This is a genomic window from Effusibacillus lacus, from assembly GCF_002335525.1.
GTDB lineage: Bacteria > Bacillota > Bacilli > Tumebacillales > Effusibacillaceae > Effusibacillus > Effusibacillus lacus.
Genome location: NZ_BDUF01000076.1, coordinates 4,724 through 27,284 on the forward strand (window position 1 = coordinate 4,724; position 22,561 = coordinate 27,284).

Annotated in this window: 23 protein-coding genes and 1 pseudogene; 2 read left to right on the forward strand and 22 right to left on the reverse strand. The window is 51.0% G+C overall.

From position 1 onward, the window contains the following. The 6 genes and pseudogenes from EFBL_RS13840 to EFBL_RS13865 all read right to left on the reverse strand — a co-directional run. Positions 1-143: pseudogene (locus EFBL_RS13840) on the reverse strand (GTPase ObgE); the annotation flags it as partial. Then, on the reverse strand, positions 133-885 hold the full coding sequence (locus EFBL_RS13845) for a Spo0B domain-containing protein (protein ID WP_096182686.1): 753 nt from the start codon (positions 883-885) through the stop codon (positions 133-135). The gene EFBL_RS13845 and the pseudogene EFBL_RS13840, both read right to left, overlap by 11 nt. Positions 886-978: 93 nt before the next feature. Further along, entirely contained in the window at positions 979-1,272 is a 294-nt protein-coding gene (gene rpmA, locus EFBL_RS13850; protein ID WP_096182687.1) for a 50S ribosomal protein L27, read from the reverse strand. A 20-nt stretch (positions 1,273-1,292) separates the two neighbouring features. After that, a complete protein-coding gene (locus EFBL_RS13855) occupies positions 1,293-1,628 on the reverse strand; it encodes a ribosomal-processing cysteine protease Prp (RefSeq protein WP_096182688.1) in 336 nt (111 codons plus the stop codon). Continuing rightward, the gene (gene rplU / locus EFBL_RS13860) at positions 1,628-1,939 is read right to left on the reverse strand and encodes a 50S ribosomal protein L21 (protein ID WP_096182689.1); all 312 of its coding nucleotides are present in this window, start codon (positions 1,937-1,939) and stop codon (positions 1,628-1,630) included. The genes EFBL_RS13855 and rplU overlap by 1 nt, the downstream gene beginning before the upstream one ends. Positions 1,940-2,370: 431 nt before the next feature. Next, complete coding sequence (locus EFBL_RS13865; protein WP_096182690.1) at positions 2,371-3,432, reverse strand: FUSC family protein; 1,062 nt, start codon at positions 3,430-3,432, stop codon at positions 2,371-2,373. Positions 3,433-3,705: 273 nt separating this feature from the next. Here EFBL_RS13865 and EFBL_RS13870 point away from each other — a divergent pair, with 273 nt between their 5' ends. Next, on the forward strand, positions 3,706-3,924 hold the full coding sequence (locus tag EFBL_RS13870) for a hypothetical protein (protein ID WP_096182691.1): 219 nt from the start codon (positions 3,706-3,708) through the stop codon (positions 3,922-3,924). An 87-nt stretch (positions 3,925-4,011) separates the two neighbouring features. Here the strand turns inward: EFBL_RS13870 and pyrE are convergent, their stop codons facing one another. The 13 genes from pyrE to EFBL_RS13935 form a co-directional block, all read right to left on the reverse strand. Continuing rightward, entirely contained in the window at positions 4,012-4,665 is a 654-nt protein-coding gene (gene pyrE / locus EFBL_RS13875) for an orotate phosphoribosyltransferase (protein ID WP_096182692.1), read from the reverse strand. Then, positions 4,662-5,396: an orotidine-5'-phosphate decarboxylase gene (gene pyrF, locus EFBL_RS13880; protein ID WP_096182693.1), complete on the reverse strand. Its 735-nt coding sequence runs from the start codon at positions 5,394-5,396 to the stop codon at positions 4,662-4,664. The genes pyrE and pyrF overlap by 4 nt, the downstream gene beginning before the upstream one ends. Beyond that, positions 5,393-6,478: a quinone-dependent dihydroorotate dehydrogenase gene (locus EFBL_RS13885; RefSeq protein ID WP_096182694.1), complete on the reverse strand. Its 1,086-nt coding sequence runs from the start codon at positions 6,476-6,478 to the stop codon at positions 5,393-5,395. Before EFBL_RS13885 ends, pyrF begins: the two co-directional genes overlap by 4 nt. Next, entirely contained in the window at positions 6,478-9,750 is a 3,273-nt protein-coding gene (gene carB, locus EFBL_RS13890) for a carbamoyl-phosphate synthase large subunit (RefSeq protein ID WP_096182695.1), read from the reverse strand. The genes EFBL_RS13885 and carB overlap by 1 nt, the downstream gene beginning before the upstream one ends. A 1-nt stretch (position 9,751) precedes the next feature. After that, a complete protein-coding gene (gene carA, locus EFBL_RS13895; protein ID WP_096182696.1) occupies positions 9,752-10,849 on the reverse strand; it encodes a glutamine-hydrolyzing carbamoyl-phosphate synthase small subunit in 1,098 nt (365 codons plus the stop codon). Positions 10,850-10,864: 15 nt separating this feature from the next. Next, positions 10,865-12,154 carry a dihydroorotase gene (gene pyrC / locus EFBL_RS13900; protein ID WP_096182697.1) on the reverse strand — a complete coding sequence of 430 codons (1,290 nt, stop codon included), beginning with the start codon at positions 12,152-12,154 and terminating at the stop codon, positions 10,865-10,867. A gap of 25 nt (positions 12,155-12,179) precedes the next feature. Then, the gene (gene pyrB / locus EFBL_RS13905; protein WP_096182698.1) at positions 12,180-13,145 is read right to left on the reverse strand and encodes an aspartate carbamoyltransferase; all 966 of its coding nucleotides are present in this window, start codon (positions 13,143-13,145) and stop codon (positions 12,180-12,182) included. A 192-nt stretch (positions 13,146-13,337) separates the two neighbouring features. Beyond that, the gene (gene uraA / locus EFBL_RS13910) at positions 13,338-14,573 is read right to left on the reverse strand and encodes a uracil permease (protein ID WP_096182699.1); all 1,236 of its coding nucleotides are present in this window, start codon (positions 14,571-14,573) and stop codon (positions 13,338-13,340) included. A gap of 21 nt (positions 14,574-14,594) precedes the next feature. Next, positions 14,595-15,140 (reverse strand): bifunctional pyr operon transcriptional regulator/uracil phosphoribosyltransferase PyrR, encoded by a 546-nt coding sequence (gene pyrR, locus EFBL_RS13915; RefSeq protein WP_096182700.1) that lies wholly within the window; start codon positions 15,138-15,140, stop codon positions 14,595-14,597. A gap of 498 nt (positions 15,141-15,638) precedes the next feature. Continuing rightward, entirely contained in the window at positions 15,639-16,148 is a 510-nt protein-coding gene (locus EFBL_RS13920) for a glycine/sarcosine/betaine reductase selenoprotein B family protein (protein ID WP_096182701.1), read from the reverse strand. 28 nt (positions 16,149-16,176) lie between these two features. Further along, a complete protein-coding gene (locus EFBL_RS13925) occupies positions 16,177-16,740 on the reverse strand; it encodes a hypothetical protein (protein ID WP_096182702.1) in 564 nt (187 codons plus the stop codon). After that, positions 16,737-17,243 carry an RNA polymerase sigma factor gene (locus tag EFBL_RS13930; RefSeq protein ID WP_165912491.1) on the reverse strand — a complete coding sequence of 169 codons (507 nt, stop codon included), beginning with the start codon at positions 17,241-17,243 and terminating at the stop codon, positions 16,737-16,739. The genes EFBL_RS13925 and EFBL_RS13930 overlap by 4 nt, the downstream gene beginning before the upstream one ends. 341 nt (positions 17,244-17,584) lie before the next feature. Beyond that, positions 17,585-18,241, reverse strand: coding sequence for an FMN-dependent NADH-azoreductase (locus tag EFBL_RS13935; RefSeq protein WP_096182790.1), 657 nt, complete (start codon positions 18,239-18,241; stop codon positions 17,585-17,587). 348 nt (positions 18,242-18,589) lie between these two features. On the opposite strand from EFBL_RS13935, the gene EFBL_RS13940 reads away from it, so the two are divergent. Further along, complete coding sequence (locus EFBL_RS13940) at positions 18,590-19,237, forward strand: DsbA family oxidoreductase (RefSeq protein ID WP_096182704.1); 648 nt, start codon at positions 18,590-18,592, stop codon at positions 19,235-19,237. 15 nt (positions 19,238-19,252) lie between these two features. Here EFBL_RS13940 and EFBL_RS13945 read toward each other — a convergent pair whose 3' ends face one another. The 3 genes from EFBL_RS13945 to EFBL_RS13955 form a co-directional block, all read right to left on the reverse strand. Beyond that, entirely contained in the window at positions 19,253-20,134 is an 882-nt protein-coding gene (locus tag EFBL_RS13945; RefSeq protein WP_207907568.1) for an RluA family pseudouridine synthase, read from the reverse strand. A gap of 116 nt (positions 20,135-20,250) precedes the next feature. Beyond that, the gene (gene lspA, locus EFBL_RS13950) at positions 20,251-20,706 is read right to left on the reverse strand and encodes a signal peptidase II (RefSeq protein WP_096182791.1); all 456 of its coding nucleotides are present in this window, start codon (positions 20,704-20,706) and stop codon (positions 20,251-20,253) included. An 85-nt stretch (positions 20,707-20,791) separates the two neighbouring features. Continuing rightward, complete coding sequence (locus EFBL_RS13955; protein WP_096182792.1) at positions 20,792-22,303, reverse strand: phytoene desaturase family protein; 1,512 nt, start codon at positions 22,301-22,303, stop codon at positions 20,792-20,794. Between the last annotated feature and the right edge of the window lie 258 nt (positions 22,304-22,561).

Genomic DNA, 22,561 nt, shown 5'->3' on the forward strand with positions numbered 1-22,561 from the left:
ACAACGAGTACCACGTCCCCTCCCTTACCGCCGTCACCGCCGGCCGGCCCGCCTTCCGGGACATATTTTTCACGGCGGAACGATACGATGCCGTTCCCGCCGTCTCCTCCTTTGACATAGACCTTTGCTACATCAACGAACATTGGGTTTCACCTGACTTCCAAATGACAAAATGTGCGTTTGCCCCTCTGCTGTCTGCTCCAGCAACGTCAAGCCTTTCCGGCCAAATTCTTCAATGAGTTCCGCAATGTATGTATTATTCACATGTTCCCCCAAAACGGCAAGGGTTATTGATGCGGCCCCTCCGGAAAGACGCAGTTTCATATTCCACTCGGCGATGATTCCCAAATCCTGAGACAGGTTCTCCCCTATTGCCGAAAGGTAGTTAATAAACGTAACAATCTCCTGTTCCAAATGTTCTTTCCAGTTTTCCTTGTCTTCGATTTCCAACTGCAGGTGAAGCATGGGGGCAGCCAATTCCCTCTTGATTAGGACATATGGGAGCTCGTTGCCCGGGAGGTTGGATAAAACACTGTGACGCTGTGCATCGTTTACCAATTTCTGAATGGGTGCTTGCAGCCGGTCGTATATTTGCAGCTGCAGATATCCTTTCAGCAGTTGGATTTGGTTCATAACGTCGTGCCGGTAATGGGAAAGCATTTCAAGCGATTGTTTGTGGCTTTTCAGTTTTTGCCGAACCATCTCCTCTTCAGCTTCTTCGGGCAAAATTAGACCGGCCCAGATGGCTATTGAGAAGACGGCGACGCATAAAACCGCCGCCAGCCATAAGAAATGACCTCCCAGGAAGCCAAACAGCAGTATACCTCCGGCAATCCACGCCTGGAGCAACGATATGTACCGAATTTTCTTGGAAACCCTCGACATGTCCGTCCCTCCGCTCCTGCAAACCTGCCCCTGTTAAAAAGAAAGCCCAGCCAAGTTCACAACAGGCTGGGCTGCATTCTTTATTGTTGTCCGTTACGCTTGAGCTGCTTCCAGCGGGTAAACGGAAACCTTTTTCTTGTCGCGGCCCATGCGCTCAAACGCTACGCGGCCGTCAACCGTTGCGAACAGGGTATCGTCGCCGCCCTTGCCAACGTTGGTACCCGGATAGATCTTGGTGCCACGCTGACGGACAAGGATGCTGCCCGCGGTAACGACTTGACCGTCCTGGCGCTTCACGCCAAGGCGCTTGGAGATCGAGTCACGGCCGTTCTTGGAGCTACCTACCCCTTTTTTGGACGCAAACTGTTGAAGATTCAGCTTCAGCATTGTGTGCACCTCCTTTAGTGTTAGACTTGCCGTACATTATCTGCGAAGCTCACGTGCTTGGGATATTCTTCCGCAAGAGAACGTAAGCCGTATAGCATGCTTTCCAGCAGCAATTGTACCCGGTCTGACTCATCGGCAGGCAAGACCGGAATCTTGCAGTCCACCAATCCCTCGCGGCTGACAGCGGGAAGCGAAACGCCCAGAAGGGCTTCTATGCTGTTCACACCGTTCTGGATCAATACCGATACAGCTGCGCATACAATATCATTGCCGTAATCCGCAAACCCGGCATGTCCATCCACGCGAAAGCGTTCGATGCGCCCTTGCGGATTCCGAAATACCTGCACCTTAATCATTACGCGTTGATCTTTTCGATCTGGACTTTGGTGTACGGTTGACGATGACCTTGCTTCTTGCGGGAGTTCTTCTTCGCCTTGTACTTGAAGACAATGATCTTCTTCGCTTTGCCGTGACCCACAACTTTAGCGGAAACGGATGCTCCCGCTACAGTCGGAGCCCCGACAACTACGCCGTCTTCCTTGCCAACGAGCAGAACCTTGTCGAAGTTTACGGTTTCGCCTTCTTCAGCAGCCAATTTTTCAATGAAGAGGACATCCCCCTCCTGCACTTTGTACTGCTTGCCACCGGTTTCGAGAATTGCGTACATCTGCAGCACCTCCTTCATTCAGACTCGCTCGCTCCTAGGTACCCATGCTCTGCCATGGGATTTCGGGAACCCGTGCCATGCGGTTACAATGAGCATAGCATAGTACGCTCATCACTCACCGGATTATGGTACCACAGAAGAAAGACAGATGTCAACGAACCGTCAAGCTTACTTGCCACCCAGCAATACGCTGTGCGAAACAGCAATGCACTGATCCATGACCATAGGCAAGTTGTTTTCAGCCGCCAATTCGGCTGTTCTACCGAATGGTGTTGGTTTCAGGCCATGCTTGGCCCTATTTTCCAGGCTTTATGAGGGAGTTTCTTGCGAAGTTGAAGGGCTGATTTATACATCACCGGGGACTGGGCCAAGAGCAGATCCAACTGCTTGACGACTCAGTCCCTTTGCCTTGAGAGAAATCATGGATTTGGTTAAAAAACATTCGATGTTAGGTTTTTTGGCAAAGCAGGTTGATTCACAAGGGTGTAACTCTCTTTGACAGCTGGTGGCTTGTTGCCATGTGAGACTTGAAATGCATCAATTTCCCGAAGATATTCAATTAAATAGCCGTAGATATTGTAAAAAGCCAACTTGCTTGTGATGTCTTCAGGGACTCCCCGTGTGTTCCACATCTCATTTCTTCTTTTTTCCAGCGTACCCTTCATCAATTTTACATGGCTGTACTGCCGGTTCATTGCTCTTTCTTGAACACTGATGACAAGACGAACCGTTTTTTTCATAAAAATAAACTCGTCGTGAGTGATATCAATTTTTTGCAGTTCTTTTGACATGTCCCGGATTCGCTCAACCATTGTCTCAAAAGAATGAAAAACCGTGAAAGTGTTTTTAGAGGGAAACAGGCGGATTCTGTTGTCTTCTTTAATCAAACCCGAAATTTCTTTTCCTTGTTCAACATACTTTCGCACATATTCAATTTGCTCCTTCATAACAGGCTTGTAGGGAGTGATTCTGTTTGCCTCCAAATCAAGATTCACGAAATGGAGAAGAGCTCTTAGCATCCCCTCCGACTGAGTGAGCAGAATTTCCGCTCTTGTTTCGTGTACCGGCTTATAAAGCAGGTTAACGAGAGTACCGACTCCCATCCCGATCACCACAAGTGCGATTTGATTCAAAGCCGATTCCCCAAAGGAGAGACTCGTCGTTCCCATTGTATTGATCGCGACCACAACGGAGACCAAAAGCGAATTCGTCCAGCCAATTTTCACATGCAGAGTCATGAGCAATAATACCGCACTCCCCATCACAAGAAAGGAATTTCCCACCGCATATAATGCGAACGCTCCTAATGAAGCTCCTACGACAGCGCTGACGGTTTGTCGAATCCCGTGACGCAATGTTCGGTAGATGGAGGGTTGCACTGCCAATACCGAAATAATACCTGCAAATTGTGGCGTATCGAGTTCAAAACTTCTGGCTATAAGAATGGAAACCATCACTGCCAGGGACGTTTTGATCACTCGGGCTCCAATCATTCAAACCCTCCTTTTCTTTCGTTTGGTTCTGTATACAGAGTACCAAGAGGAGGAGGGTCGCTTCAATTTTGTATGTAAGGAAACATTACATTTTTATTTAAAAAACCCGTCTTTCCTTCTCTTAGCAGTGGAAAAAGGGCAAAATCCACAAAAATTCATGTAAGATAACATAACATTATTGATTGTTTCGACTATTCTGTACTTCTAAACTGAATGTAAGAAGTCATTGAATGGATGCGAATCAATTAACCTTGAGCATCGGAGGGAACGAAAGTGAACAAATATATTTTAAAAGAGGACGGGCGAAAGTTGTTTGTGCTTGAAAAATTGCAGCGTGACGATCAGTACTACATGATCATAAAAAAAGAATATAAATATGGTTACTCCGCTCAATATGTCCGAATATCCGAAAAACGTTTTAAAGCGCTGAAAGTACCTGTTCATACAGGGGATCTGCCGGAGGTTGACGAGGGAGAAATCTATTTTTTGTAACGCCGGTAGGGTCAACAAAAAGCAGCCACCTTTTATTAGGCGGCTGTTTCTGTTTGGGTTGCGATGCATCTCAAAACCTGCGCTGAATCAGGCGGTTGGCTCCCAGTGTTCAGGATCTTTTCTCCAGGATGCAAGCAATTCCACTTCTGTTTCCGAGATCGAACCGTTTGCCAGAGCAACTTGCAGCAGCACTTCGTAGGAAGTGAGTGTGCGCAACGGAATTCCAGCTTCCGCGAATGTCTTGGCCGCTTTTTCAAAGCCATAGGTAAAAATCGCCGCTACCCCGGCAACGATCCCCCCTATCTCTTGCACAGCCTGTGCTGCCTTTACGGAAGACCCACCTGTGGATACCAAATCTTCGATGACAACCACCCGCTGGCCGGCACGAATCCGGCCCTCAATCAAGTTCTCTTTGCCGTGTCCTTTCGCACTGGAGCGGATATAAGCCATGGGCAGGAACATTTTCTGTGAGACAAAAGCGGCATGCGGGATTCCCGCAGTAGCCGTTCCCGCCACCACGTCCACCTGCCCCCATTCCCGGTGAATCAGATCCACAAACCCCTCCGCAATGAAATCCCTTACTTGCGGATAGGCCATGGTCAAACGGTTGTCACAGTAAATCGGGGATTTGATCCCCGAAGTCCAGGTGAATGGGTGATTCGGGCGCAGCGTCACAGCGTTAATCTGCAGGAGCATGTGAGCAATGGTTCGAGCCCGGTTTTGATCCATTTGCTTTGTCATGATAAAACTTCCCCCATCTCTTCAAGAATCCTTCGGGCAGCGTCCCTGGGATCTGCCGCGTGGGTGATAGGCCGGCCGATCACCAGCCGATGAGCTCCCGCTCGCATGGCGTCCGCTGGTGTCAGAATCCGCTTCTGATCGTTTGCTTCGGCCCATTTAGGGCGAATGCCCGGAATCACGGTGACAAACTCCTCCCCGCAAGCCTCACGAATGGCAGGCAGCTCATGCCCCGATGCGACAACCCCGTCCAGTCCCGCCGCTTGCGCCAATTTTGCATACCGGATCACGGCTGCTTCCACCGTTCCCGGTATGCCAATCTGATTGTTCATGGTTTGCTGGTCCGTACTGGTTAACTGCGTGACGGCTATGACAAGGGGCGGTTCAGCCCCCGTAGCTTGAGCCGCTGCGACGGATGCCTCCTTCGCCCGTTTCATCATTTCCATACCGCCTGCTGCGTGGACGTTCATCATGGAGACACCCAGGCTGGTGGCGGATTTGGCTGCTCCTGCAACGGTGTTGGGTATATCATGAAATTTCAGATCAAGGAACACCTTGCATCCCTCCGCATGCAATCTCTCCAGGATCACAGGTCCGGTTTTATAAAAGAGCTGCATGCCCACCTTATAGGAGCGAAGAGTGTCACCCAATTGGTCCACCATCCGCAAAGCTTCATCCATGAAGTCAAAATCAAGCGCAACATAAAGTCGCTCGGTCAGTCGTTCATTTCTCATGCATCCACACCCACAACCTGCGTAATATGAGTAAATCCGTCCCGCTTCATCAGTTCAAGCAACCGTTTATTGATTGCCTTCACAATGCCGGGTCCTTCATAGATCATGCCCGTGTACACCTGCACAAGACTCGCTCCGGCGCGAATTTTTTCATAGGCATCCTCACCTGTAAAGATCCCGCCTACTCCAATGATTGGGACTTGACCGCCCACATGCCGGTAGATTTCCCGAATCCATTCCGTTGAACGCTTTGTAAGCGGACGTCCGCTCAAGCCCCCGGCCTGCTCTGCAAAAGCTTTGGATTGCAAGCCTTCTCTGGAGAGAGTGGTATTCGTCGCAATAAGGCCTGAGATCCCTTCCGAAACCGCTGCTTGAACCACATCCCGCATTTGCTCCTTTGTCATGTCAGGAGCCACTTTCAGGAGAATGGGTTTTGCCCCGGCTCCCTTCCGTTCAAGTTCATTTGCTTTTGTGCGGATTGCCCGCAACAGTTGACGCAAATTCTCGGTTGCCTGCAAATCCCGCAAATTGGGAGTGTTTGGCGAACTGACATTGATCACAAAGTAATGCCCATAGGAGTAAAGAGCGTCCAAGCATTTGATATAGTCACTCGCAGCATCTTCATTCGCCGTTTCTTTGTTCTTCCCGATATTGATCCCAATCGGAACCCCCGCCTGACGATAACTTGCCAGGTGTTTCGCCGCTTCTGCAGCACCATGGTTATTAAACCCCATCCGATTGATCACCGCTTGATCCGGTACAGAGCGGAACAAGCGCGGCTGCGGGTTTCCCGGCTGTCCGACAGGAGTGAGAGTTCCAACTTCGATGAAACCGAAGCCAATTGCCGCCAGCGCATGATACGCTTCTGCATTTTTGTCAAATCCGGCAGCAAGTCCAACGGGATTGGGGAAATGAATTCCCCAAACTTGACTGGATAATCGTTCATCATGAAATCCGTACTTCAAGCGTAAAAAAGTTTTACCGCCTGCCATGCGATCAACCATGTTCAACGCTGACACGGTACGTTCATGAGCCGCTTCGGGGTCTAATGCAAATAAGTACTTCCTTAACAACCGGTACATTAGTGAATGCTCCCAACCGAAAAATCGGGATTCCGCTCAACCTGATGGGTGCGAGAATGAGACTGTTTCTGCACCATGCCACCCAAAGGTCTTGTTGTAAATTTGATCGTGCGCAGCACTTCAAGCATGGCACGCGCCGTATCAAGCGATGTCAGACAGGGAATTCCATGTTCCACCGCTTCCCTCCGGATGCGGAAGCCGTCCCGCTGCGGTTCCTTTCCTTTTGTCAAGGTGTTGATTACCATGTGGGTCCGCCCCGCCCGGATCAGATCCACCAGATTCGGGGAACCCTCCGACAGTTTCTTTACCTGCCTCACCGGGATGCCATGCTGCCGCAGAAATTTGGCCGTTCCACCCGTTGCGGCAATCTTGAAACCAAGTTCAGCATAACCTTGAAGGATTTCCAATGCCTCTTGCTTGTCTTTGTCCGCAATGGTGGCGATGATCGTACCGGATTCCGGTATGCGGATGCCCCCTGCCAGCAGCCCTTTGTAGAGAGCCTTTGCGAAAGTCCGCTCGGAACCCATGACTTCCCCGGTGGATTTCATTTCCGGGCCAAGAGTGACATCTACCCGTCGCAGCTTGGCGAAGGAGAAGACCGGCACTTTGACCGATACTTCGTCCGCTTCCTGCCAAAGACCGTTCTCATATCCCATGTCGCCGAGTTTCTCCCCAAGAATCGCCCGGGTCGCCACATCCACCATGGGAACGCCGGTTACTTTGGACAGGAAGGGAACCGTACGGGAAGAACGCGGGTTGACTTCCAGCACATACACTTCGTCCCCATGCACCACATACTGAATGTTCAGGAGTCCCTTCACCCGCAAAGCACGGGCAATGCGAATCGTGTACTCGATAATTTGGTCCTTGATGGTTTCAGAAATTGACTGGGTCGGATAGACAGCGATGGAGTCACCGGAGTGAACTCCCGCCCTCTCCACATGTTCCATGATCCCTGGAATCAGTACGGTCTCTCCGTCCGAGATGGCGTCCACTTCGATTTCCTTCCCAATCAGGTAACGGTCAATCAGGACCGGGTGCTCGTCGCTGACCTTGACCGCATGGTTCATGTAGTGGAGCAGTTCCTCTTCGTTATACACAATCTCCATGGCCCGGCCGCCCAGTACGTAGGAGGGACGAACAACACAGGGATAGCCAAGAAAGCGCCCCGCTTCGATGGCAGCCTCTACCGTAAACACCGTTTTTCCCACCGGTCTCGGAATGTCCAGCTCGGTCAGCAGTTGGTCAAATTTTTCCCGGTCCTCTGCCCGGTCGATATCTTCCAGGGAAGTTCCGAGAATCCTGACCCCCCGCTTCGAAAGAGGGGCCGCCAGATTGATCGCCGTCTGGCCGCCAAACTGAACGATCACACCCTCCGGTTGCTCCCGTTCGATTACATGCATCACGTCCTCCACGTGGAGCGGCTCGAAGTACAGGCGATCCGACGTGTTAAAATCTGTGGATACCGTCTCCGGATTGTTGTTGATGATCACCGACTCATACCCGGCACTCTTCAGAGCCCAAACGGCATGCACGGAACAGTAGTCAAACTCGATTCCCTGTCCGATGCGAATGGGACCGGACCCGAGCACCAGCACTTTCTTGCGGTCGCTGTCAGCCACTTCGTCCTCTTGTTCGTATGCGGAGTAGTAATAGGGAGTTTGCGCCTCAAACTCCGCCGCGCAGGTATCCACCATTTTGTAAACAGGCCGGATTCCGTATGCATACCGTTGTTCGCGCACTTGCGACTCGGAGAGTCCCGTATAATGCGCCACGGTCTTGTCTGTCAATCCGATTTGCTTGGCATGGCGAAGCATACGCTCATCCAGCCGGCCACCGGACACATCTGCCTTGGACAAGGACTCGCAGAACCGGACGATGCCCTCGATCTTGTCCAGGAAAAAGGGGTCGATCCCGGTCAGGTCGTGCAGCTGCTCTACTGTATATCCCCTCTTAAACGCTTCTGCCAGCAGGAATAACCTTTCATCATCCGCCTGCACCAGGCGCTTCTCCAGTTCTTCTTTCGAAAGTCCGGAAGCCTCCGGAAGATCAAGGGAATCAAGACCGATCTCCAGGGAGCGGATCGCCTTTAGCAGGGAAGCTTCCAGAGAACGCTCAATCGCCATGACTTCGCCAGTTGCCTTCATTTGCGTCCCCAGTACCCGTTTGGCCGATACAAATTTATCAAAAGGCCAGCGGGGGATCTTGGTCACCACATAATCGAGCGCCGGTTCAAAGGCCGCATAGGTTCTTCCGGTGACAGGATTCAGAATCTCATCCAGCGTGTAGCCAATGGCTACCTTGGTCGCCACTTTCGCGATCGGGTACCCGGTGGCTTTCGATGCCAGCGCAGAGGAGCGGGAAACCCGGGGATTCACTTCGATTACATAGTATTGGAAAGAGTGGGGGTCGAGCGCAAACTGCACGTTGCAGCCCCCTTCAATTCCCAGAGCCCGGATAATCTTAAGGGACGCGGAACGGAGCATCTGGTATTCCTGGTCAGACAGCGTCTGGCTAGGCGCGACGACAATCGAATCCCCCGTGTGGATGCCAACCGGGTCAATATTCTCCATGTTGCAAACCACGATACAGTTATCGTTTCGATCCCGCATGACCTCGTACTCGATTTCCTTATATCCGGCAATGGACCGCTCAACCAGCACCTGGGTGATGGGAGACAGCGTCAGGCCAAGGGTGATGATTTCCTTGTACTGATCCCAATCGGTTGCAATTCCGCCGCCTGTTCCGCCAAGGGTATAGGCGGGACGTACAATGATGGGGAATCCGATCTCCTTTGCAAAGGATTCGGCCTCTTCCCAAGTAGTCACAATGGCGCTTTCCGGTACCGGTTCTCCCAATCGCTGCATGAGAGCCCGGAATTTTTCCCTGTCTTCCGCCATTTGAATCGAAGCCAGCTGGGTGCCAAGCAGTTCAACCTCTTCGTTGGCCAAGACCCCTTTCTCCGCAAGCTGAACGGTCAGGTTCAAGCCCGTCTGACCGCCAAGGGTAGCCAGGAGTCCATCGGGACGTTCCTGCCGGATGATCTGTGCCACAAACTCCACAGTCAGGGGTTCTATATATACACGATCGGCTATGTCAGGATCGGTCATGATGGTGGCCGGGTTGGAATTCACCAGCACGACTTCCAGACCTTCTTCTTTCAGCGCCTGACAGGCCTGCGTTCCTGCGTAATCAAACTCCGCCGCTTGTCCGATGACAATGGGGCCTGATCCTATCACAAGGATCTTCTTCAAATCAGTTCGTTTCGGCATGTTAGCTCCTCCTCCCCCCGTATGCGACAATTTCCTGAAACTGTTCGATCATGTCCATGAAGCGGTCGAACAGATAATCGGAATCATCCGGACCCGGCCGTGCTTCCGGATGGTATTGTACGGAGAACGCAGGATGGAACTTGTGCCGCACACCTTCCACCGTTCCGTCGTTCTGATTGAGATGTGTCAGCTCCAGGTCGGTTCCCGCCAGCGATTCCTTCATCACTTCATACTCATGATTCTGGGACGTGATGTAGACACGTCCGGTCAGCAAATCCTTGACCGGATGATTGGCCCCGTGATGGCCGAATTTCAGTTTCTTGGTCTTGGCTCCACACGCCAGAGACAGCAATTGATGACCCATACAGATGCCAAAAATCGGGACTCTGCCAAGCAATTCCCTGACCGTTTCCACGATATGCGGCAGTTCGGCGGGGTCGCCCGGCCCGTTTGACAGCATGACTCCGTGCGGCTTCATGGCAAAAATTTCTTCCGCCGAAGTATGGGCAGGCACCACTGTTACGTCACAGCCGCGAGTCAGCAGCGATCGCAGAACTCCCGCCTTCATTCCAAAGTCCATCGCTACAATCCTCGGACCCTCCCCCGGACAGCGATAAACGATAGGCGTTGTCACCCTCGCCACTTGATCCACCGGCAGGGAAGCCCGAAGGATTGCCTGGAGGTTCTCCAGCGGTGTATCCAATGTTGTCAGAACCGCACGCATGGTGCCTTTTTGCCGGATCTTCTTCACCAGGGATCGGGTGTCGACTCCGGAAATGCCGATAATCCCGTTCCTTTCGAGGTACTCCGACAACCTCCCCATATTCCGCCAATTGCTGGGGTGATCGGCTGCTTCCCGCACCACAAATCCGAAGGCATGTGGTTTGGATGATTCGGTATCGTCCACGTTCACGCCGTAGTTTCCGATCAGCGGATAGGTCATGGTTACGATCTGTCCGTAGTAAGACGGATCGGTGAGAATTTCCTGATATCCGGTCATTCCGGTATTGAACACGATCTCCCCAAAGGATTCTCCCTGTGCGCCGAATCCGGTTCCTTCGTAGATGGTTCCGTCTTCCAGAATCAATCGAGCTCGCATACTGTTCGCCCCCGTTCATTTTGAGTTTGTGCGGTCAAACGTAACTTTGCCGTCGCAAATCGTCAGAACCGGCCACCCTTTGGCACGCCACCCTGCAAACGGAGTATTCCGGCCTTTGGATGCAAAGGTGGCAGGGTCAATCACACGTTCTTCCTCAAGGTTCACTACGACCAAATCCGCCAATCCCCCTTCCGCAACCGTCCCTCCGGGCAGGTTGAACACTTCCGCCGGGGCGGTGGCCATTTTTTTCACCAGTTGCTGCAGGGTTAAAAGTTTGGCTTTCTCAACCAGTTCCGTGTAAAGCAGCGGAAATGCCGTTTCAAGTCCCACAAACCCGAAGGGCGCAACCTGGAATGCACGTCGTTTCTCTTCTTCCGAGTGGGGGGCATGGTCGGTGGCAATCATGTCGATGGTTCCGTCCAATAGCCCTTCCAGGCAGGCCAGACGATCCTTCTCCGTGCGCAGTGGAGGATTCACCTTCCAATTGGCGTCTGTACCGTCAATCCCCTCATCGGTCAAGAGCAGATGATGCGGCGTCACTTCGGCTGTAATTCGGATTCCACGGCCCTTTGCCCAACGTACCACGTCCACTGCGCTTGCATCGGAGATGTGGCAAACATGCAGATGAACACCGGTCAATTCGGCAAGCAATGCGTCACGGGCAACATGCACCGACTCGGCAACCCCCGGAATGCCCGGCAGTCCCAGTCGTTTGGATACGTCTCCCTCGTTCATGCAGCCTTTCCCTGACAGGGATTCATCCTCCGCATGGATAACTATGGGTAGGCCCAGTGCTTTCGCCCGTTCCATAGCGGAGCGCATCATGCCGCCGCTCTGAACCCCGACTCCGTCATCGGTGAAACCGACTGCTCCGGCTTCTTTCAAAGCTTCCATGTCGGTCAACTCCTCTCCCCGCTCGCCACGGGTGATGGCCGCATAAGGAAGTACTTTGCAGGAGCCTGTTTTGTTCGTTGTGTCGTAGATGTATCTCATCAATTCGGGATTGTCCAAAATCGGTTTGGTGTTGGGCATGCAGGCAATTGTGGTGAAACCGCCCGCCGCTGCCGACCGGGTTCCCGTCTCGATTGTTTCCTTATATTCGAGTCCGGGATCGCGCAGGTGTACGTGCATATCAATAAATCCCGGTACTATAACATTCCCGTTCAGTTCATGTACCTGGTGGCTTGCTGGATCGATGTCTTCGCCGATCCGGGAGATTCGGTCTCCCTCAACCAGTACATCGCGTGAATGAAGTTCGCCCGTCTCCAGGTCCAACAGTCTTCCGTTCTTAAGCAGGATTCCCATACCAAGCCACCCCTTCTTTTTTTGTCTATCCGATCAACTGATCCTTCATCTCCCGATTGTTGACCAATGTCATGCCTTTCCCAACGGCATTAGCAAGAAGCGCCATCCGCACATAGACCCCGTTTTCCGCTTGCCGGAAGTATGCGGCGCGGGGGTCGTTGTCGCACTCGGTTGCAATCTCGCCAGCCCGCGGCAGCGGATGCATCAGGATGCTTCTTTGTTTCATACTGTCGAGGAGTTCCCGATCCACGATGTACTTGCCTGCTGCCTTCTTGTATTCTTCCTCGGATGGAAAGCGTTCTCTCTGAACCCGAGTCTGGTAGAGAACATCCACAAGGCCTGCCACCCGCCTCAAGTCCGTATCCTCATGATACCGGACTCCTTTTTCAGCGAGATAATCCTTGACCGCCTGCGGGATGGGAGTATTCTCCGGAGCGGTGAACCAGATCGTCACGTCCCGGAAGTTGGCCAGGACATATGCCAGGGAGTGAACCGTTCTTCCATAGGTCAGGTCGCCAACCATTGCGATCGAAATCCCGTCGATCGAACCCAGTTCTTTCTGGATGGTATACAAGTCAAGCAGCGCCTGGGTCGGGTGTTCTCCCGCGCCGTCCCCCGCATTCAGAATGGGGACGGAGGAAATCCTGGCCGCTCTGGCAGCGGCTCCAATTTCGTAATGGCGCATCACAATCACGTCCGCGTAGGAAGAAATCACACGGATCGAATCCTCCAGAGTCTCCCCTTTGATCGCAGACGAAAACTGGGACGCGTTCTCGGTTGAAATCACGTGACCGCCCAGCCGCGTCATGGCTGTCTCAAAAGAGAAACGGGTCCGGGTGCTGGGCTCAAAGAAGAGAGAGGCCATCACCTTTCCTGTCAACAGATGGCTGCCGCCGCTGCGTGCCACTTGTTCCATCCCCTGTGCGGCCGCCATAATCGACTCCAATTGTGCCCGGTCAAACTGTTTGGCTCCCAATACATGACGGTTCATCGCTTACGTCCTCCTCCGGATACATACAGTATTATTATTCCTGAGCCTATCGGCTCTTAGCAAAAAAAGGCTCCCGCCCGAGGGCAGGAGCCGGTGCAAGTCGGGCTGGAGGCAGTATCTTCGCATCCGTGCCTGACTTTAAAGCTGCACCTTTCCTGTCTCACGGGACCGGTTTAAAGGTACTCGACTGTCTTATTCAGCTGGTTCTTCCTTCAGGTCCGGCAGAATCAGATTCAGCAGAATGCCCACAATCGTTGCCAGAGCCATGCTGTCGATCGTCAATTTCGCATTGTTGTTCAGTGCGATGTCAAAAGCCATATGGCCGACGCCCACCACCAGAATCACGCTGGAGATGATCAGGTTCCGCTTATTGCCGTAATTGATCCCCGACTCCACAAGCATTCTCAAACCTGCAGAGGCAATAATCCCGAATAGAAGGATGGAGATGCCTCCCATTACAGGCACCGGAATGGAGGAGATGAGGGCATTCAGCTTGCCAAGGAAGGCAAACAGGATGGCAAACACCGCCGCTCCACCGATTACCCATACGGAGTAGACCCGGGTAATCGCCATCACACCAATATTTTCACCGTAGGTTGTTGTAGGGGGACCTCCGATCAAAGCTGCCACCGATGTGGCCACACCATCTCCCAGCAAGGAGCGATGGAGACCCGGTTTTTCCATAAGATTGCGTCCCACAATATTCTCTGTCACCAGTAGGTGCCCGATGTGTTCGGCAATAGTCACCAGAGCAACAGGGGCTATCACAAGCGCTGCCGTCCAGGAGACTGTCGGGGTAGTGAATTCGGGAAGGGAGAAAACAGGTGCCGTATAAACCTTGGAGAGATCAACGACTCCTATGATGGCTGCAAACGCATACCCTCCGACAATTCCGATCAGGATCGGGATAACCCCGAGGAATCCCCGGAAGAAGGCCGATGCCAGAATCGCTATCACCAGAGCGACGAACGCCACAAGCAGGTTTTTCTTGGCCATGTCAACCGCAACATTGGCAAGCCCCAGACCGATCACGATCACAATGGAACCGACCACAACCGGCGGCATCAGTTTGTTCAGCCAACGGACCCCGAACCTGCCTACGATGGCCGCTACGACTATATACACGATCCCGGACAGCAGCGCGCCAAACATGGCTGCTCCCTTGCCCTGGGACTGGGATACCGCAATGATGGGACCGATAAATGCGAAGGAGGAACCGAGATATCCGGGAATCTGTCCCTTGGTCAGGACGATGTAGAGCAAGGTGCCAATGCCGCTGGTTAACAGGGCAACCGCCGGGTTTAGGCCGGTCAGGAAAGGAACAAGGACCGTAGCGCCAAACATGGCAAACAGATGTTGCAAGGACAGCGGAAGTGATTGCGCCAGGGGCAATTTTTCCTGAATGTCTACCACTCGTTGTTGTGCCATTGATGTCTCCTCCTCGGGTGCTTAAGCTCGTTCCAGCAGAACGACTTTGTCTTCCCCGTCTATTTCTTTTACTTGAACCGCCACCACTTCCGTCTGAGAGGTGGGAACATTTTTCCCCACATAATCCGGTCGGATGGGCAATTCCCTGTGGCCGCGGTCAATCAGCACCGCCAATTGAATCTGCTTGGGCCGCCCGAGGTCAATCAAGGCATCCAAAGCCGCGCGGACTGTCCTTCCAGTGTAGAGCACGTCATCCACCAGAATCACTTTCTTGTCTTTAATCGAAACCGGAATCTCATGACCGTGGATTTGGGGTTGTTCCGCTTTCTCTTTCAGATCGTCACGATACAGGGTGATATCGATGGAACCCACCGGAACCCGGGTGCCTTCGATGGCGTTAATCCGTTCACCCAGACGCTCGGCCAGGTGGATGCCCCGTGTCTTGATGCCTATCAACACAATGTCTTCGATTCCCTTGTTCTTCTCGACAATCTCGTGGGCAATCCGTGTCAATGCACGCCGGACTGCCTGTTCATCCAGAAGCTGCGTCTTAAAGGTCAGTTCCATTTGTTGCAATCACCCCTTTACGACAAGTGTTCACATGGAGAAGTTCCAGTATCCGGAAAGCAAAAAAGCTTCTTGCCCAGGCAGGCAAGAAGCTTCCCATCATCCGAATTTGACACAGGATGACACGATGTGACACGAACCGGACAGTCCGATTCGATCCACCAATATCCGCTCTCCTTACCGACCTCACGGGATCAGTTTAAAGGAACTCATTTGTCTTCAGTAGAATATCAGAGAATCATTTGCTGGTCAAGCGTCAAACTCTTCAAATGTACCCGAAGGCTTAGCAGTAAGATCCAGTAATCGAAGAACCACCCTTTTTCTTGTGTGAAAATCGAAAGGTTCTCCACATGGCCGTCCCAGTTTAAAAGGAACGTGCAGAGTTCTTGGAACCCCTACTTCTTGTGTAACTTCGGGTAGAATCGTAATCATCGCTGTCACAATTCCGGACTTCTCCAAAGCCCGGGCATACAGCCCGAGAACGTTGTGGCAGGAACCTCAGCCGGGAACCAGTAATGCGATGTCCACCTGTTCATTTGTAAGGTCGAAAACCGCTTTTGGTATGGACTCGGTCTCAACCAGAGTTGTGTCCAAAATGCCTCCGTTCAAACCTATATTCACGTTGGAAACAGCGCCAATCACGCCGTTTTCCGCCAATTCCCTGATTTGTTGGAGCGGAAAAACCACTGAGGGATCTGCCTTGGCAAATTTTGTATCGTAATAGATATGGGTGATTTCAAGATCTTCAGCTTTCGCATCCGATGAAATGATTCGAATTGTGTGATCTCCTGCAGGATTATCGACATTAAAAGGGGGATCGGATTTCAAATGAACTCCGGCGGTAGTAATCAAAGCCACTTTACACTGATCAAGGGGTTTCTGCAGGAGGGCTTCGGGAACATTCTCATTCTTTCTCACGTGTTTCAGGGTAAATTTTTTATATGATTCAATAAAATTTGATGAGTACGCCACTGCTATTTTCGATTTTATTTTGGTACTCCACTTCACAAGTTATCACTCCCTTGTAATCAAATGCTCAGTTATTAGAGGTATATCGGCTCCACTTTTTATAGAAGAAAAAGATTACCACCAAAAAGGTCAAATTCAGGATGTGTATAAATTCGTCACCAATGTCCCCTGTAGTGACTAAGTGAGAAATAAAAAGGATTGAAATAACCCCGTTATAGAACATTAGCACAGGTAGTAAGCCGTGAATATATTGGGGCTTAAAGGCTGCAAGGAAAATAGAAACTGTTACAGCCAGAGCGAGAGTTCCATATTCCAGAATCATGTGGTCTGAGATAAAATGTTGCTCTTTCAGAAACACAGGTACGATAAACTGAGCTAACTGAAAGATTCCTGCTGCTGCCAAGCTCCATTGAAGTCTTTTCAGCCACTTCTTTGAGCCAAGATCTATGGTCTGCATGAGTTTATAACGAATTTCGTTTCGTACTTGATTGGGTACATGAAAAGTAAATATCCTATGCAATGACTGTAATACCAAAGCCATTTCTTGGTTAGAGATATCCGTAGATTTCCCTTGTTTAATCAACTCGATATCGCGGTCAAGTTGGTCCGCTTCAAGAAGTTCCTGATTCATAAGCACCACTCCCGCAGCTTCTTAATTGTCCTATGAATCATCATCTTGGTTGTACCCTCATTTAATCCGAGCAACGTGCCGATTTCTCTACTTGTTAAGTCGGATCCAAATCGTAGTGATAGCGCTTCCACTTCCCTATGGCCTAACCTCCTGAGATTCCTGGAAAGACAATTAATAAGGTCTCGCTTAACCGCTTCTTCCTCAGGTGTCTCGGAAGAATCGGTCACTTGCACCTCTTGAATATCCACTGTTACATCCCCCTTTTTTCGCAACCAGTCGATGACTACACGATGTGTGATGGTAAAAAGCCAGGTCCTTACAGAAGCCTTGTCAGGATTGAAACGATCCCATGCTTTGTAAGCTCGAAGGAATACTTCACTTGTTAGATCCTCAGCGTCTTGAGGATGGGCAACCTTCGCTTTGATATACCGCCATATTTGGTCAACATGGAGATCATACACTTGCAAAAATTGCTCCGAGAGGTTTTTCTTAGTCGTTATCATCAAATCCCCTCTTTCGTCGAATCCGGTCCGCAGGAAAACAGGTACAAATTTTCTCATTAGGAAATACGAAACAACAGTGATTTTGTAACATGAATGTTTTAAAAATATTTGGTTATTGATTGATATGTAGAGATAACGGTTGAATCTAACATTCTCAGAATCTAGCATATGCGGGAAGGATGAAATTCGAACTGCAAGACCAAGTTTGAACTGGAAGCGGTACTGACGTGATAGTATACTGAATTATTATAGAAACATTTCAGTAGTATGCAAAGACAAAGACCAGCCTATTCACCTTGTGAACAAGCCGGTCTTTGTCGATCATCGCATGAATTTTATTTTTAAACCGTAACCTTGGCTGCAGCGAACTTTTTGGCCGTTTCGCGTGCGCGTTCAATCGCTTTGGCTTTGATGTTCTCCGCCTCATTCGGCATTTGGGCCATACCTTCCACGATCACGGAGTCAATTGAAGGAACGCCGAGGAAAGTCAATACTGCCCGGAGATATCGGTCGCCAAATTCGAAATCCTTCGCGGGTCCTTCCGAGTAGACACCGCCGCGTGCCTGAATATGAACGGCCGCTTTGTCGGTCAAAAGTCCTACGGAACCTTGTTCCGTGTATTTAAAGGTTTTTCCGGCGATACAGATCGTATCGATATAAGCTTTCATTTTCGGAGGGAAACTGAAGTTCCACATTGGAGTTACGAAGATATATTTGTCAGCCGCCACGAACTGATCTGTCAATTCGTTGATTCTGCCCACTTTCGCCTTTTCGTCGGCAGTCAACTGATCGAATGCGGTACCCTGCTGAAGTTTGCCCCAACCGCTGAAAACGTCTGTATCAATATACGGAATATCAATTTTGTACAGGTCGAGTTCGATAATTTCATCGTTGGGGTTCTGTTGGCGATAAGTGCTTAAAAATTCGTTAGCCACCGACAAACTGAAAGACTGGTCCGCTGTTTTGGGATTCGCTGTGATGTATAGGACTTTTGCCATTTTTTCATCGTTCCTTTCCGGATTGAAGATCCTTTTTAGCAACCCGATCATGGGGTTCACCTCAGTTCTTTGGTGCTGTTCTTAGATTTTGATCAAGAACCGGGAATTATGGCTGGTTAATTGTCTCAAAAAAAGGACCCCCGCTGCCGGAGGTACAACTGCCGTTCTTGCAAAACGGATCACACCCTATGGATCAGTATTCCGCTAATCAAAAATTGGCATGCTGAAAGGGATCTGTAACGCATATTACTGATAAAACAATATATGCTATATAAAATAAAGCAGTAGTACTGCTTTCGCAGGAAACCGGCAGATGCTTTATTAGAATTTGATTGGGAGGAATCCATCATGGCGCTGAAAATTCGGGTGTATTCCGACTACGTTTGACCATATTGCTTTTTGGCGGAGGGTCCGCTGGAAGCAGCTGTAAAAGGCAAAGATGTCGAAATCGAATGGATGCCGTTTGAGCTCCGGCCCTATCCGAATCCGACTCTGGAACCGGAAGGAGAGTATTTGCAAACGGCCTGGGCCAATTCGGTCTATCCGATGGCGGAACGCATGGGAGTAAAAATGGTGCTGCCGAAAGTTTCTCCGCAGCCTCATACCCATCTAGCTTTTGAAGGATACCAGTATGCCAAGGAACATGGGAAGGGAAACGACTATAATCACCGCATGTTTACCGCGTTCTTTCAGGAAGAGCAGGATATTGGGGACATAAATGTGTTAACGAAACTTGCGGGAGAAATCGGCCTTAATCAAGCAGATTTCAAAGCGGCGATTCAGACCGGGAAATATAAGGAAGCCCATCAAAAAGCGCTGCACCATGCCTACCATGAAGCCAACATCACGGCGGTACCGACTTTTGTGATAGGAGAGCGGGTTTTACGAGGCTTGTACAGTCAGGATACTTTGCAAAAGGTAATTGACGAAGAACTTCAGAAACAGCAGTCGCAAGCTCCTGAAGGGCTAACGTGCGGGATCGACGGGTGCTGCTGATCCCGCATCATTCACTCAAACATTCTGCCGAAGTTGCTCGATCAAGCGTTCCATATCTTCCGGAAGGTCACTGCTGAATTCCATGTACTCACCGGTTCGGGGATGAGCAAAGCCCAGAACTTGCGCGTGCAACGCCTGTCCATCAATCTCCAGAGTCCGTTTCGGCCCATAAACAGGATCGCCCGCAAGGGGATGGCCGATAAAATCCATGTGAACGCGGATTTGATGGGTTCGGCCCGTCTCCAATTTGCATTCCAGCAACGTATACTCCTTGAACCGCTCCAGCACGGAAAAATGGGTCACTGCATGGCGGCCCCCCTGCTTGACAACGGCCATCTTCAGACGGTTGACGGGATGGCGGCCGATGGGAGCATCCACTGTCCCCAGGTCATGGGAAACCACCCCATGGACGATAGCTGTGTATTTGCGGGTTACCGTATGGTCCTTCAACTGTTGCGCTAGACTGACGTGGGCAGCATCGTTTTTGGCCGCCATGATCAGGCCGGAGGTATCTTTATCGATTCGATGCACGATGCCGGGGCGCAAGATCCCGTTGATTCCCGACAGATCCTTGCAGTGATAAAGTAAAGCATTCACCAGGGTGCCTTTCATGTGCCCGGCAGCAGGATGGACAACCATGCCCCTTGGTTTGTTGACAACCACAACGTCGCTGTCCTCAAAGACAATCTCCAGGGGAATGTTCTCCGGTTCCACTTCCGTTGGCTCCGGTTCGGGCAAGCTCAGCAGAATTTCATCCCCCGACCGCAGTTTATAATTCGATTTCACCTGCTTGCCGCTCACGAGCACAAACCCGTGTTCAATCAATCCTTGAATCTGGGAGCGTGACAGATCTGCCACACGTTCCGCCAGAAACCGGTCGATTCTCTCCCCGGCCATTTCCTCATCCACCTGAAAGAGTTCCGAAGCTTCCACTTCCTGATCGGCGGACTCGTTATCAATCGTCTCAACGGCAAGCGGTTGGCTATGTTCGGTTTCCTTTGTCTTCGGGTCGCTCATTGTCTGCTCACCTGCTCACGTCGATAATCCAACAATGCATCCAGAAAAATGAGACCCACTGAAATCACGATGGCCATATCCGCAATATTAAAGATCGGATAATTGATAATCCGCACATCGAAAAAATCGACCACTTCCCCGTACAGCACCCGGTCTATCATATTGCCGACCGCCCCGCCAAGCAACAGGGGGAGGGCTGCTCGGACCAGGCGGCTCCGCACCCGGCGGGAATAGTAGATTACACCGATTGCCACCGCAACGGAAATGACGACGAAGAACCACCTCTGCCCCGCCAGAATCCCCCAAGCGGCACCCGGATTGCGATGGGATGTAATTCGCAAGTATTCTCCAAAAACAGGGAACGATTCCCCTTGTTCCATATAGGTCTTTACCAGATATTTCGTAATCTGATCAGCTGCCACGACGAGTGCCGACCACAGATACAACATAATATCACCTTCTCGCAAGTGCTTTACTCTTGGCACAACAGCGTGCCAATTGTAGCACAACTTGGGAGAAGGTGACAACATTGGAAGGCTAGCCCTTGATTTTCAGTTTCCTGGCGATTCGTTCCGCCTCCATGAAACCCGACAGAATCGCGCCTTGATACCCGCCGCCGGGCTGTGTCCAGGCCCCAACCAGAGACAAATTGCGGTACGGAGTCCGGGAAGACAAGCGGCGTATGCCGGACTGCTTCACAGTTTGGGCATACCCGTAAACAGCCCCCTCCGGATTGGAGGTGTACCTTTGCATGGTTCGCGGCGTACCCAATTCCGCCACGACAACATTTTTCCGAATGCCCGGGTAATGGCGCTCCAGGCGTTCCAGGATCTTATCGGTAACAAGCCCTTTTTTCCGTTCATATTCAGAACCCCGTTCCGGCCAATTCCCGATCCGGTCAATCCAGGTTACCGTTACCACTCCCTTGTCCCCGGGATTCAGGGTAGGATCCATTAAATTGTAATTGTTTACAATCAGGTTCACTTTGTCATAAAATCCGTGCATGGCACGTTCATAGTCCAACTCGTGATCCGCCTCTTCCAGGATCACCGTTTCCTCCTGTGTAATTCCTAACGTTGCCGGGTCTCCCTCGAGTCCCAAATACAGTTGGGTTAACGAGGAGCCCACTTCCAGTTGGTTGAGTTTCGTCGAATATCTCTCATGCATTTGGACATCATTTGCCAGCAACTCGTTGAAAGTGAGAACAGGGCTTGCGTTGGAAATCACCCACCGGGCCGTTACTGCAGATCCATCCGACAATTGAACACCGGAAACAAGATTGCCGATCGTAATGATTTGCTTGACCTCTTTTCGTGTGAACACATCCCCGCCTTTCTCCCGGATCGCTTCGGCAAAGGCGTCTGAGAGCGATTGTCCGCCTCCCTGAATGTAATAAGTTCCTTCCATGTGGTAGCCAATCCAGGGGATGAAGAAATAAAGGGCAGACAGTTTCTTTGGAGGCAGACCGTAATAGGCCCACAATACGGTGAAAAAACTGGAAAGCGAAACGGAAGAAACATAATGCCGCAGCACCTGGTAAGTGGTCATCCTCGACCATTTCAACAGCAACCGGCACTTGAACGGAAACAGCATTCCTTTCTTCCAATTGGATACATCAGGCGATGAAAGAAATTTCAACTCTTGATCCAGGTTTTTCAAGTCTTGAAACAGGCGATGGATGCCTGCCCGATCTTCGGGATACATCCGGCACAACATCTCTTTATACTCGATGTGGTCCTGCGGAACAGACAGTACTTCGTTGCCAACCTTGACCGAATAAGGATGCCGTTTGGACAACGGTGTGATACGCTTTGCCACGTCGCAAGCCGTTAATATACTGTGCAGAGACTTTCCTTCTTCAAGTCCCGCTGTTCCATGAAGGGACACATCAAACAGAAACCCTCTCCGCTTGAAATGCGATGCATACCCTCCGATCAGAGTGTGCTTCTCCAGGACGCCGACGCGGTAGCCCAAATTGGCGAGACGCGCAGCGCAGGACAAACCTCCCAATCCCGCACCAATTACCAGCACATCATACTTCGGTTCCATTCCTGAACCCTCCTTGTTACCGTCACAAGCCGCTCTGAATACTACGACCCCCATAAATGCCGTCAATAAGACCAGAAGAATTGCAAGCCATTCGATCAGTTGTAAATTGAACATGCTCCCACACCTTTTTGCTCTTCTCGGAAAATTGTATTCCTTGGAGGAGCGCAAAACATCTGCCGCATGGCAGATCGGCGGCATGAAAAAAGCGCCCTGCAAAAGGACGCTGATGCACTCAGGTCATATGACAAAAGTCATGTC

Bases quoted from the DNA above. Each gene is read 5' to 3' on its own strand.
- EFBL_RS13845 (WP_096182686.1), bottom strand. From the start codon at position 885: ATGTCGAGGGTTTCCAAGAAAATTCGGTACATATCGTTGCTCCAGGCG.
- EFBL_RS13930 (WP_165912491.1), bottom strand. From the start codon at position 17,243: ATGATAACGACTAAGAAAAACCTCTCGGAGCAATTTTTGCAAGTGTAT.
- pyrE (WP_096182692.1), bottom strand. From the start codon at position 4,665: ATGACAAAGCAAATGGATCAAAACCGGGCTCGAACCATTGCTCACATG.
- EFBL_RS13925 (WP_096182702.1), bottom strand. From the start codon at position 16,740: ATGAATCAGGAACTTCTTGAAGCGGACCAACTTGACCGCGATATCGAG.
- pyrF (WP_096182693.1), bottom strand. From the start codon at position 5,396: ATGAGAAATGAACGACTGACCGAGCGACTTTATGTTGCGCTTGATTTT.
- EFBL_RS13935 (WP_096182790.1), bottom strand. From the start codon at position 18,241: ATGGCAAAAGTCCTATACATCACAGCGAATCCCAAAACAGCGGACCAG.
- pyrC (WP_096182697.1), bottom strand. From the start codon at position 12,154: ATGGGAATCCTGCTTAAGAACGGAAGACTGTTGGACCTGGAGACGGGC.
- carA (WP_096182696.1), bottom strand. From the start codon at position 10,849: ATGCGAGCTCGATTGATTCTGGAAGACGGAACCATCTACGAAGGAACC.
- carB (WP_096182695.1), bottom strand. From the start codon at position 9,750: ATGCCGAAACGAACTGATTTGAAGAAGATCCTTGTGATAGGATCAGGC.
- EFBL_RS13855 (WP_096182688.1), bottom strand. From the start codon at position 1,628: ATGATTAAGGTGCAGGTATTTCGGAATCCGCAAGGGCGCATCGAACGC.
- pyrR (WP_096182700.1), bottom strand. From the start codon at position 15,140: ATGGAACTGACCTTTAAGACGCAGCTTCTGGATGAACAGGCAGTCCGG.
- EFBL_RS13945 (WP_207907568.1), bottom strand. From the start codon at position 20,134: ATGGCCGGGGAGAGAATCGACCGGTTTCTGGCGGAACGTGTGGCAGAT.
- uraA (WP_096182699.1), bottom strand. From the start codon at position 14,573: ATGGCACAACAACGAGTGGTAGACATTCAGGAAAAATTGCCCCTGGCG.
- EFBL_RS13955 (WP_096182792.1), bottom strand. From the start codon at position 22,303: ATGGAACCGAAGTATGATGTGCTGGTAATTGGTGCGGGATTGGGAGGT.
- pyrB (WP_096182698.1), bottom strand. From the start codon at position 13,145: ATGAACCGTCATGTATTGGGAGCCAAACAGTTTGACCGGGCACAATTG.
- EFBL_RS13885 (WP_096182694.1), bottom strand. From the start codon at position 6,478: ATGTACCGGTTGTTAAGGAAGTACTTATTTGCATTAGACCCCGAAGCG.
- rplU (WP_096182689.1), bottom strand. From the start codon at position 1,939: ATGTACGCAATTCTCGAAACCGGTGGCAAGCAGTACAAAGTGCAGGAG.
- EFBL_RS13865 (WP_096182690.1), bottom strand. From the start codon at position 3,432: ATGATTGGAGCCCGAGTGATCAAAACGTCCCTGGCAGTGATGGTTTCC.
- rpmA (WP_096182687.1), bottom strand. From the start codon at position 1,272: ATGCTGAAGCTGAATCTTCAACAGTTTGCGTCCAAAAAAGGGGTAGGT.